Raw genomic sequence first — 11,540 nt, 5'->3', positions numbered from 1 at the left:
CCTAACCCTCTCCCCAAAGGGGCGAGGGAACCGATCGTACGGGCCGGAACTGCGGTTTTCTCCCTCTCCCTTTCAGGGAGAGGGTCGGGGTGAGGGTCTCAGACCGCATAATTCCCGCACCCGGGAACCCCCTCACTCAATCAACCGCATCCAGAATAGCCGCGCGAATCGCCACCCACTTTTTAGACTCTGCCCCCGGCGCGGCTTTCTCACGTAGCTGTGCCTGTTGTAGCTCATAACGCTGGCGTTCAACCACCGGGTCGCTGCTGCAGAAGGCCCGCAGATAGCTCTTGCGCAGCGCCGAAAGCTTGCCTTCCCCCGACATATTGTGCGCCAGGTTTTCAATAAACCGTCGGCAGGGACGGCGCTCATCCATCTGTAGCCGGTAGCGCAGCAGCATCTCCAGCACTTCATCATGATTGTTAGCCAGCGCCTGCTCCGTCCAGGAGAGCTTCCACGGCATGCCGGTGCGCAGGAACAGCGACACCACCCGCGTATCGTTACGGTCGATGGCCGAGCGGAAGTTGTTTTCATCCTGCGGGATGCCCATCAGATTCAGCTCCTCCCTGGGGGTGGCTTTTTCTTTCTCCTGAGAAACCGGCACGGTAATCGTATGCTCCCGGGCGATGGCCGTGGCGGCTGGCGGCGTATCGTTTATCAGCCAGAACGCCCCGGCGACAATCACCAGTACGGTCACCGCGACCGCGCCCCATAATATTTGTGAGAGGAACTGTTCGCGCCGCTCCCGCGTGCGCGCGGCGCGTTTTTCCGGCGGTTCGATGCCGTCACGAATCTCTGCGGCATCGCCGCCCGCCGCCCGGTCCTTCTTGCGCGCCTGCTCCCAGAACGCCTCCAGCTCGCTTTCCGCCTCTTTCAGCAGGGCGCTTGGGTTAATCTTAATGCGCCCTTCATCCCATGCGCGCTGCACCGGGCCGGTGATCTGCGGGTAATAGTTCTCCAGCAGCATCAATTGATTCGCGGTCAGGGGCTTGCCCGCCACCACTTCGCTACGGATCTGCCGAATGTCATCCAGAAAGGTATGCAGCGTTTTGCGCGGCTCCAGAAACAGATTCAGCCCGGCGGTATCGTTAAACAGGCGGGCGTAATGCTGGCTAAACTCTTTTTTGTCGACGAGTAACAGCGCCAGTTCGCTGAATAACATCCCGCTGAGCACATCGTTGTGATCGCCCTGTTTCAGCCAGCGGCGGACGCGGTCCGCGCCAAAGCGGGTTTTCAGATGGTTGCTTAAACGTAGCGGATCCGGCCAGGCGTTATTCACCAGCGCCTTAAGCAGCAGTTCCAGCGCCCGCAGCTGTTTAAGCCCCTGCTGCTGCCCGCTCTGGTCCACACTGAGCGAGGTATCGTAAGTCAGCAGAGGCTGCTGTTCCCGTAAATGCTCCAGCGCTTTTACAAAGCGGAGCGCGGCAATTAGCTGATTTTCAGAAACTTTCTGCCCGTTTTCATATTGCGGCACCAGCTGCTGTAAATGACGCAGTTGCAGGGTGAACTGGGTCAGTTCTGCGTCGTTGAGCTTTAACCGTTTCGCCACCGCGCCCCAGCCGCCCAGGCTCAGCCGGGCAATATCAAGCTGCTCAAGAAACCAGCGCGGATCTTTGCCTTCATCAAAACGCACATTTAACAGCAGTAAAATTTCGACTGACGCCTGACGAATAATGCCAATGCACTGTTCGAACTGGTCGCTCAGGCTGCGGGAGGCTGTGTGGCTCATTATTTTCCTTTAAGTAAAACTTAAAAAATCATTAACTGGAAAAGGGGATCGTTAATTTTTTCTTTATTTATACGTAGATAACAACATAGACCAGTTAATGTTTAATATCAGTGACTGTGGTTTTAACAAAATAAAAAAACTGGAGCGCCTGTGCCAACCCTGATAACACCCCGCCTTATTTGTACGCCCCTTATTGAGGAAGACTGGCCTTTTTTCCTTGCCCTGCAGCAGGATCCGCAGGTCATGCGCTACGTGTGCGACCACCGGCCTGAGTCTTCCATCCGCGACGCGTTTACCAGCCGCCTCCCCGCGTGGTCTCCCGGCAGCGAACACTGGCTCTGCCTGGTGGTTCGTGAGCGCGACAGGCAAACGCCGCTTGGCGTAACCGGCTATATCCACCGGGAAGCGGACTGTGGCGAAGTGGGTTTTCTGTTTGCGCCGCAGGCACAGGGAAAAGGGTACGGGCTGGAGTCGCTCCATGCCGTGTGTCGGTACGCCTTTACCGAAGGGGGCATTCGTCGCCTCACCGCCGCCGTGACCGCTGGCAACGTGGCCTCAAAGCGCCTGCTGGAAAAAACCGGCTTTATTCAGGAAGGCGAACTCCGCGACGCGTTCTGGCTGGGGGGACGCTGGCAAAACGACTGGCTATTCGGCCTGCTTCGCCGTGAATACGGCGAATCCAGATAATTCGTCTGTTATCTTCCCCTTCCTGTGCCAGGCTTAATGCGTGTTTGCGTATTAATAAGGAGTGCGTATGAAGAAAATCCTGCTGGCTGCCAGTGTGGCAGCGCTGTTCTCCATGACGGCATTCGCAGAGGACTCACCCGGCCTGCAGGCGGATAAAGCGCCGCCGCCGCCGCATAAAATCACCGATGGCTACCGCGGCATTGAAGATGCGCGCAGTATGAACGTCAAACAAGCAAAAACCATGCACGACGGGGCGACGGTCTCCCTGCGCGGTAACCTGGTGCAGAAAAAAGGGGAAGACGTTTATACCTTCCGGGATAAAAGCGGCGAAATGGACGTGATGATACCGATGGCCATTTTCGATGGGAAGAAAGTCTCCCCGGATGAGCTGGTCGGCATCAGCGGTTCGCTCGATACCAAGCAGAACCCTCCCCGCGTTAAAGTGACGCACTTTCAGAAGCAGTAACCCGATCGGGCCGGGCGAGGCGACAGCTCACGCCCGGCTAAGCCTCTCTTACAGGAACATCCCGCCAGACACCTCCACCCGCTGGGCGTTCATCCACGCCAGTTCGTCGCTCAGTAACGCCGCGATGGCATTGCCAATATCCTCCGGCAGGCCCACGCGCCCCAGCGCCGTCTGGGCGGCAATATGCTGATTGATCTGCGGGTTATCGCGCACTTCGCCGCCGCGAAAATCGGTCTCAATCGCCCCCGGTGCGATAATGTTGACGGAAATACGCCGCGCCCCCAGCTCTTTCGCCTGGTAGCGCGTCAGCACTTCCATCGCCCCTTTCATTGCGCCGTAGGCGGCATAGCCCGGCAGAGCGAAACGGGCCAGCCCGCTGGAGACATTCAGAATGCGCCCGCCATCCGCCAGCAGCGGCAGCAGCCGTTGAGTGAGGAAAAACGGCCCCTTAAGGTGGATGTTCATTAATTCATCAAACTGCGCTTCGCTGGTTTCAGCAAACGGGGCCGTCAGTCCAACGCCCGCATTGTTCAACAAATAATCAAAGGTCTCCCGACCCCACACGGTTTTAAGCTGATGGCTTATCTCTTTAGCAAAACCGTCAAACTGTGAACTATCACCGACATTTAACGGTAATGCCACCGCGTTCACGCCTTTTGCGCGAATCTCATATACCACCTGCTGCGCTGCCTGGGCGTTGCTATTGAAGGTGAGAATAATGCCGGTTCCCCGCTCCGCCAGTTTCAGCGCTGCGTTTTTCCCCAGCCCACGGCTGCCGCCGGTCACCACTGCGATACGTTGCGTCATAAAAACTCCCGTTTTGTGTTGTGTTGGCTCTGGAAAAAGCTTATTAGCAGATATAAAAACAATAAATATGTTCAATTGCGCTTTACTGTTTCCCTCATAACAACAATAGGAGCGGAAGATGGATAAAATTTACGCAATGCAACTCTTCATTCGCGTCGCGGAATTGCAGAGCTTCACCCGGGCGGCGGAGTCGTCGGGTCTGCCGAAAGGCAGCGTTTCGCGGCAGATCCAGGCGCTGGAAAATGAACTTGGCACACGCTTACTGCACCGCACGACGCGCCGGGTCCATCTGACCCAGGACGGCATGGTCTACTATGAGCGGGCCAAAGATCTGCTCGCCAATCTGGAAGAGCTGGACGGGCTATTTTTACACGACCCTTCCAGCATCAGCGGGCGGCTGCGGGTGGATATGCCGGTGGCAATGGCGAAAAATCTGCTTATCCCCCGTCTGCCCGCCTTTTTGCAACAGTATCCCGGCATAGAGCTGGAGCTGAGCAGCAGCGACAGGCTGGTCGATGTGATACGCGAGGGCTTTGACTGCGTGGTGCGCGTCGGCACGCTGAAAGACTCCGGGCTTATCGCCCGGCCGCTGGGCAAACTGGCGGTTATCAACTGCGCCAGCCCTGATTATCTGACCCGCTTTGGCTACCCGCAAACGCTGGACGATCTCTCCTCTCATGCGGTGGTGCACTACGCCCATAACCTTGGCTCGCGCCCGCCGGGGTTCGAAGTCTGGCTGGACGGCCAGACCCAATGGGTAAAAAACCGGCGGCATTCTGACGGTAAACAGCACCGAAACTTATAACGCCGCCTGCCTGGCGGGGCTGGGTATCATTCAGGCGCCGCGTGTCGGCCTGCGTGAGGCGTTGCGCGCCAGGAAGCTGGTGGAGATCCTGCCGCAGTACCGCGCTGCGCCGATGCCGGTTTCGCTCATTTATCCACACCGGCGCAATCTGTCACGGCGCGTCCATCTGTTTATGGAGTGGCTGTCGGGGGTAATGAAAGATTACGTTGATTAGAGCAGGCTATACTTGAGGTAAACACGAGCAAAACAAGGAAAATCGCCCTAATGACGCCGGAAAAGAGCGAAAAACGACCTACCCAGGATCTGGATTACGAACCGGTTAAAAAAATGGAGATCCCGGCCGAGCCGGAGAAATCTGAAACTTCACCGCCGCCGACAGGTAAATCGCCCTCGTTCATCGCCAAAGTGACCAATCTTGTAAAACTGGTTGAGAGCTGGCCGATGGTGGCGCACCTGATCCGCGCGACGGAACGCTTTAATGACCGCATGGGCAACCAGTTCGGCGCGGCCATTACCTACTTCTCATTTTTATCGATGATCCCCATTCTGATGGTGTCGTTTGCGGCAGCGGGGTTTGTGCTCGCCTCGCACCCGACGCTTTTGCAGGATATCTTCAATAAAATCCTCAACAACGTCAGCGATCCCACTCTGGCCACCACGCTTAAGGGCACCATCAAAACGGCCGTCGAGCAGCGTACTACCGTGGGTATTGTCGGTCTGGCCATCGCCCTTTACTCCGGCATTAACTGGATGGGCAACCTGCGCGAGGCGATACGCGCCCAGTCCCGCGACGTCTGGGAGCGTTCCGCCCAGGACGAAGAGAAGATCTGGGTAAAATACTTCCGCGATTTTATCTCGCTGATTGGTCTGCTGGTGGCGTTAATCATTACGCTCTCCATTACCTCTGTGGCTGGTTCCGCGCAGCAGATGATTATTTCAGCGCTCTACCTGGATTATATCGAGTGGCTGAAACCCGCCTGGCGGCTGATTGGCCTGGCTATCTCTATCCTCGCCAACTTCCTGCTGTTCTTCTGGATTTTCTGGCGGCTGCCGCGCCACCGCCCGCGCAAAAAAGCGTTGATTCGCGGAACGTTTATTGCGGCGATCGGCTTTGAGGTGATCAAAATCATCATGACCTATACGCTGCCGTCGCTGGTGAAATCCCCTTCCGGGGCCGCTTTTGGTTCAGTCCTCGGCCTGATGGCGTTCTTCTACTTTTTCGCCCGGCTGACGCTGTTCTGCGCCGCGTGGATCGCCACCGCGCAATACAAGGGCGACAGACGTATGCCGGGGAAAACACACTACTAAAAACCACAATCGGGCTGAATATATCAGCCCGATCTATCATTTCAGCATTAACATCCAAGCGGTAACTTTTATTTAACCTAAAACCAGTTCGAAACACTAATCTTTTAAAAATGTGAAGCATTTCATAGAAGTTATTCTCTGGGGTTGAAAATTATCCGCTATTTGTACGTTTTTCGCCCTCCCGGCATCTTTGTTACAGATTGAAATGTCGCTTTTGCTGTGGCTAATATGGCTGTTCGTTCGCCAAAAATAAGAAATTTTTATGCAAGCTACAGCCACAACCTTTGACAATGAGCAGGAAAACCCGCCGTTAAACTCTCGCAATAAAGTCGTCGTCGCATCGCTGATTGGCACCGCCATCGAATTCTTCGATTTCTATATTTATGCGACGGCCGCGGTCATCGTTTTCCCGCATATCTTCTTCCCGCAGGGCGACCCGACCGCCGCGACGCTACAGTCGCTGGCCACGTTCGCTATCGCCTTTGTCGCGCGCCCTATCGGCTCTGCGGTGTTTGGCCACTTTGGCGACCGCGTAGGCCGTAAGGTCACGCTGGTGGCGTCGCTGCTGACGATGGGTATCTCTACGGTGGTCATCGGCCTGCTGCCCAGCTACGAGACGATTGGCGTGATGGCGCCGCTGCTGCTGGCGCTGGCCCGTTTCGGCCAGGGACTGGGGCTGGGCGGCGAGTGGGGCGGCGCAGCGCTGCTGGCCACCGAGAACGCGCCGCCGCGTAAACGCGCGCTGTACGGCTCTTTCCCGCAGTTGGGCGCGCCCATCGGCTTCTTCTTCGCTAACGGCACTTTCCTGCTGCTCTCCTGGCTGCTGACCGACGAGCAGTTTATGAACTGGGGCTGGCGCGTGCCGTTTATCTTCTCCGCCGTGCTGGTGTTAATCGGCCTGTACGTGCGCGTTTCTCTGCATGAAACGCCAGTGTTCGCGAAAGTCGCCGCGGCGAAAAAACAGGTCAAAGTGCCGCTCGGTACGCTGCTGACTAAACACGTACGCGTGACGGTGCTTGGCACATTCATCATGCTGGCGACCTACACCCTGTTTTACATCATGACCGTCTACTCCATGACCTTTAGCACCTCGCCGCAGGGGCTGGGGATGCCGCGCAACGAAGTGCTGTGGATGCTGATGATGGCGGTAATCGGTTTTGGCGTGATGGTGCCGATTGCAGGCCTGCTGGCGGATAAATTTGGCCGTCGCAAGAGCATGATCGTGATTACCACGCTGATTATCCTGTTCGCGCTGTTTGTCTTCCCGCCGCTGCTGGGTTCCGGTAACCCGGCGCTGGTCATGGCCTACCTGCTGATTGGTCTGAGCCTGATGGGCCTGACTTTCGGCCCGATGGGGGCGCTGCTGCCGGAGCTGTTCCCGACCGAAGTGCGTTACACGGGGGCGTCGTTCTCTTATAACGTGTCGTCGATTCTGGGGGCATCCGTTGCGCCGTATATCGCGGCGTGGCTGCAGGCGAACTATGGCCTGACCTATGTGGGCATTTACCTGGCGGTGATGGCGGCGCTGACGCTGACCGCGCTGCTGCTGACCCATGAGACGAAGCATCAGTCTCTGTAAGTCATTTTGCCCGGATGCGGCTACGCCTTATCCGGGCTACGAATCAATTTCCCGACCGTAGCCCGGTTAAGCGCAGCGTAACCGGGCCCCTCTTATTTCTTCATCTGTGACAAAATCGTTGAACACTGGTTCTCACTGCCCTCAGACGGCGAAATCAGCGCCAGCAGAGCGGCGGCTGGGGTCACCAGCGTAGCCAGCGCGGCGGCGACCGCGCCACGGGCGATCAGCGGGCCTGCTTTCACCCCGGCCTGCGGGTTTTTGAAGGTGCCGCGCACGTAGAGCGGTGAACGCAGGGTAACGATACGAATCCCTTTACTTTCCGGGTCGATGGTTAAATCGAGCTGCTCGGTGGCGAAGCTGGCGGTGCCGGTGACGTTGATCAGCGCATTCTCCGTATCGAAGGCGAAAATCTGCGGACGCGCCACGCCGTTGACCAGGTCCAGGTTAGCCGCCGCGCAGTTTACCCGCACTTCGTCATCGCCAAAGATCTGCCCGACAATGTAGTTCCCCACGTTCAGACCCACAATTTCCATCAGGTTGCGGCTGATAAGCCCGTCGTTCATCAGCAGTTTCAGGTTGCCGTTGCTGGTGCCGAGCAGCGCCGCTACCGAGTTGCCGACGCCGCGAATATCCGCATCGCCGTTCATCTCGCCCAGGGTTTTCTGCATCAGTTCGACATCCGGCATCAGCTCTTTCAGTTTCAGCCGTCGCGCCTGAATCTCTGCCCGTCCCTGCATCGGCTTTTTATCGCCTTCAAGACGGATATTGGATGAGATGGTGCCGCCCGCCAGGCCGAATTTCAGCGGCTGCAGTTTGAGGTCGGCATTCTGCAAAATAATATGGGTGGTCAGGTCGCTGATGGGCAGCGAACTGCCATGCTCGATACGGCGGCCTTTAAAGCGCACGTCAGCATCCATCACATCCCATTTATCGGTTTCAAAGCGGTCATAAGGCAGCACTTTCCCGGCGGGCTGCGCCGTCTTCTCGCCTTTTTTCTGCTCCGACTGTTTTGATTTTTCCGCGCCTTTGCCGGAATCGACGCCAATCAGCGGGCCGAGGTCGGCCAGCCTGAGCTGTTTCGACTCCAGGTCGCCCTCCAGTTTTGGCCGCGGCTTGCCGGTGGTGTAGGTCAGCGAGCCGTGAATATCGCTATCGCCAATCCGGCCGTTGAAGTTGCGATAGTCGTAGACTGAACTCTTCTCCGCGTTGATTTTCGCCACCAGATGGCCATCGGTTTCAAACGGCGGCGTATCCGGCAGCAGCACGCCGGTTAAATCGTACAGTTCGCCCAGCGAATCCCCGGCGAATTTCAGTTTCAGGTCCACGCCCCCCATTTTCATCGGGTCGTTGACTGTCCCGACAAACGCCACGCGGGTGTTGCCGGAGCGGAAGTCCGCCTGCACCGGGAACGGTGTGCCTTCGCTGCGTAACGCCAGCATACCGCCGATTTTACCGGTGCCGGTCAGCGGCTGGCCGTTGTAGCGCCCTTTCGCCTTCAGGCCGAAGACATAGTCGCCCACGCCGGATTTATCTTTGCTGTCGCCGGTGACCTCATTGAACGGCAGCGGCTTGCCCAGCGGATCGACCAGGATCTCAATATCCGCGCGGCTCACTTTGTCATCTACCGCGATACGCCCCTGATCGAACAGAATGTTGTCCAGACGGAATGACCAGCTGGAAGGCTGCGCATTGGGATCTTTGTTCTCTGAACTGGCAAGGTTGAACGTCCAGTTATTATTTTTCTCAGACAGGCGAATCAGACGCGCGTCGGGTTTCTGCAGTTTAATCCACGGCAGATAGACGGTTTTGGTCAGCAGCGCCAGCGGAGCGAGGGTCGCCTCTACGCGCGGCAGATGCACCATGGTGATCTCCGGGATATCCGGCGGGTTGCCAAGGATGATGTCATTGGCATGAACATGCGGCCAGGGTATCCAGCTTCGCCAGCCGGTCTCCTCTTTTTGCCGCTCCCATACGACGCCCAGATCGCCGCGAATGGCGAAGGGTCGGTTCAGCTCCGTAGAGACTTTTTCGTTGATGGTCGGTTTAAGCCGGTTCCAGTCGAAGGTGGCGATAATGATAATAGCCACCACGATGAGTAATAAGAGTGTCCCGACGATAGCAAGAATCACTTTGCTTGTTTTTGACATGCGCGCACCTTTCCTTTATTGCCTTGCCTGTCATAAAGATAGCCGAGGCTGGCGGAAAGGGGGCGACGGTTACAGTTCCAGCATTACGCGTTCAAGCGTATCCAGCGGGACAGGACGGGAAAGGAAGTAGCCCTGGGCGGCAAAAGCGGGAGAATTCTGAACGTCGCGCCACTCCTCAAGGGTTTCCACACCCTCCACGATCACCCCCTGGCAATAGCGGTTCATCAGTTGCAGCAGCAGGGTAAAGAGGTTGCGTCCTTCCGGCGTTTTGCGCAGCATAATGAACAGGTCGCGCGCCACTTTAATGTAGTCGTAGCGCACTTCGCTCAGCGCCGAGAAGTTTGCCATGCCGGTGCCAAAATCATCCAGCCATAGCGGCCCCATTTCACAGATGGTGGCGAAGGTGGAGTCCTGAGGCAGGCGAATATGCTCAACCAGTTCAAAACGGATCCACGGCAACGTTTCAATTAATGCTTTGAGCTCTGCATTCTGCCGCATCGCCAACAGGGTGGGCCCATCGACATTCACCGACGCCAGTACGCCGTTACGAGCGAAAAAGTCCTGCTGTCTGGCCAGCAAGGCGATCTGTTCATGAACCACGTCCACGCGCTGACGCACCGCGACCTCGGCAAAATAGCGATCCGGCGCGATGCGCTGGCCTGGCTGGCTCGGATGGGTGACGATAGTCAGCACTTCAATCGCCATCAGGCGACCATCCGTTTTGTAGATGGGCTGATAAGTATAAGCACGCTCACACTGCAGCCAGAAACGACGCTCCTGCAAGCTTTCTATACTCGCCTCAGGGTAGTTCAGCCGCTGGATAACCTGCTTTAACTTCATGTCACATGTCCTGTTGAAGATGAGTAGCCAGAAAGGACTCGTCTTTGGGTTATCGGCGCTGTGACTGATAACTTTATGTTCCGTTCGTTCGCAAAATTAAAAAGCTTTTGTCGGAAAATGCAGAGAACACGCGCTAGCTCAAAAAAATAATGGAACGTCGTTTTAATATGATTGACCACGAAACGTGCGCAACGCACACTACCGCTTATTTATCTGATTCAGGCTACTTACCATGACTAAGAAAATTGCCGTTATCGGCGAATGCATGATTGAACTGTCGCAAAAAGGCGCGGATGTACATCGTGGCTTTGGCGGCGATACCCTTAACACCTCGGTCTATATCGCCCGTCAGGTTGATGCGTCAGCGCTCTCTGTTCATTACGTTACCGCCCTGGGCACCGACAGCTTCAGCCAGCATATGCTGGACTCCTGGCATGCGGAAAACGTCGATACCAGCCTGACGCAGCGTATGGAAAACCGTCTTCCGGGCCTGTATTACATCGAAACCGATGAAACCGGCGAGCGTACCTTCTATTACTGGCGTAACGAAGCGGCGGCGAAGTTCTGGCTGGAGAGCGAACAGTCCGCCGCTATTTGCGAGCAACTGGCGCAATTTGATTACCTCTACCTCAGCGGTATTAGCCTGGCGATTTTAAGCCCGCAGAGCCGTGAAAAGCTCATCTCCCTGCTGCAGCGCTGCCGTGCTAACGGCGGCAAAGTGATTTTTGACAATAACTACCGTCCGCGCCTGTGGGCCAGCAAAGAAGAGACCCGCCAGGTGTACCAGCAGATGCTGGCCTGCACGGATATCGCCTTCCTGACGCTGGACGACGAAGATCTGCTGTGGGGCGAACTGCCGGTTGAAGAGGTGATTGCCCGTACCCAGCAGGCAGGGGTGAAGGAAGTGGTGATTAAACGCGGCGCAGACTCCTGCCTGGTGGCAATTGCCGGGGAAGCGGTGATCGACGTGCCTGCGGTTAAGCTGCCTAAAGAGAAAGTGGTGGACACCACCGCGGCGGGTGATTCATTCAGCGCTGGCTATCTGGCGGTGCGTCTGGTCGGCGGCGATGCCGAAGCCGCAGCAAAACGCGGCCACCTGACCGCCAGCACGGTTATTCAGTACCGCGGCGCGATCATCCCGCGCGAGGCAATGCCGCAGTAAGTACACCTTA

9 protein-coding genes and 1 pseudogene are annotated in these 11,540 nt (G+C 56.8%); 6 read left to right on the top strand and 4 right to left on the bottom strand.

The window, feature by feature from the left end; translation table 11 throughout:
- Positions 1-136 precede the first annotated feature (136 nt).
- Entirely contained in the window at positions 137-1,729 is a 1,593-nt protein-coding gene (locus ENTHG_RS18825) for an STY4199 family HEPN domain-containing protein (protein WP_044183362.1), read from the bottom strand.
- Between the two features lie 150 nt (positions 1,730-1,879).
- Here ENTHG_RS18825 and ENTHG_RS18820 point away from each other — a divergent pair, with 150 nt between their 5' ends.
- Entirely contained in the window at positions 1,880-2,416 is a 537-nt protein-coding gene (locus ENTHG_RS18820) for a GNAT family N-acetyltransferase (RefSeq protein ID WP_044183358.1), read from the top strand.
- Between the two features lie 67 nt (positions 2,417-2,483).
- Positions 2,484-2,882: a YdeI family stress tolerance OB fold protein gene (locus ENTHG_RS18815; protein WP_044183354.1), complete on the top strand. Its 399-nt coding sequence runs from the start codon at positions 2,484-2,486 to the stop codon at positions 2,880-2,882.
- A 48-nt stretch (positions 2,883-2,930) separates the two neighbouring features.
- Here ENTHG_RS18815 and ENTHG_RS18810 read toward each other — a convergent pair whose 3' ends face one another.
- Positions 2,931-3,689, bottom strand: coding sequence for an SDR family NAD(P)-dependent oxidoreductase (locus ENTHG_RS18810; protein WP_044183351.1), 759 nt, complete (start codon positions 3,687-3,689; stop codon positions 2,931-2,933).
- Between the two features lie 118 nt (positions 3,690-3,807).
- On the opposite strand from ENTHG_RS18810, the pseudogene ENTHG_RS18805 reads away from it, so the two are divergent.
- From ENTHG_RS18805 to ENTHG_RS18795, 3 genes and pseudogenes are all read left to right on the top strand, one after another.
- Positions 3,808-4,708, top strand: a pseudogene (locus tag ENTHG_RS18805) (LysR family transcriptional regulator).
- Between the two features lie 50 nt (positions 4,709-4,758).
- Entirely contained in the window at positions 4,759-5,802 is a 1,044-nt protein-coding gene (gene yhjD, locus ENTHG_RS18800) for an inner membrane protein YhjD (protein ID WP_044183349.1), read from the top strand.
- Positions 5,803-6,064: 262 nt separating this feature from the next.
- Positions 6,065-7,381, top strand: a complete 1,317-nt coding sequence (locus tag ENTHG_RS18795) for an MFS transporter (RefSeq protein WP_044183345.1) — start codon at positions 6,065-6,067, stop codon at positions 7,379-7,381.
- A gap of 92 nt (positions 7,382-7,473) precedes the next feature.
- Here ENTHG_RS18795 and ENTHG_RS18790 read toward each other — a convergent pair whose 3' ends face one another.
- Together ENTHG_RS18790 and pdeH are read right to left on the bottom strand one after the other, a co-directional pair.
- Positions 7,474-9,528, bottom strand: coding sequence for an AsmA family protein (locus ENTHG_RS18790; RefSeq protein ID WP_044183342.1), 2,055 nt, complete (start codon positions 9,526-9,528; stop codon positions 7,474-7,476).
- Positions 9,529-9,597: 69 nt separating this feature from the next.
- Complete coding sequence (gene pdeH, locus ENTHG_RS18785; protein WP_044183339.1) at positions 9,598-10,368, bottom strand: cyclic-guanylate-specific phosphodiesterase; 771 nt, start codon at positions 10,366-10,368, stop codon at positions 9,598-9,600.
- A 232-nt stretch (positions 10,369-10,600) separates the two neighbouring features.
- Between pdeH and kdgK the strand changes: the two genes are divergently transcribed.
- Positions 10,601-11,530 carry a 2-dehydro-3-deoxygluconokinase gene (gene kdgK / locus ENTHG_RS18780; RefSeq protein WP_044183336.1) on the top strand — a complete coding sequence of 310 codons (930 nt, stop codon included), beginning with the start codon at positions 10,601-10,603 and terminating at the stop codon, positions 11,528-11,530.
- Positions 11,531-11,540 lie beyond the last annotated feature (10 nt).

Source organism: Phytobacter massiliensis JC163 (genome assembly GCF_000321045.1).
GTDB lineage: Bacteria > Pseudomonadota > Gammaproteobacteria > Enterobacterales > Enterobacteriaceae > Phytobacter_A > Phytobacter_A massiliensis.
This window is presented reverse-complemented; position numbering and strand designations above follow the sequence as displayed.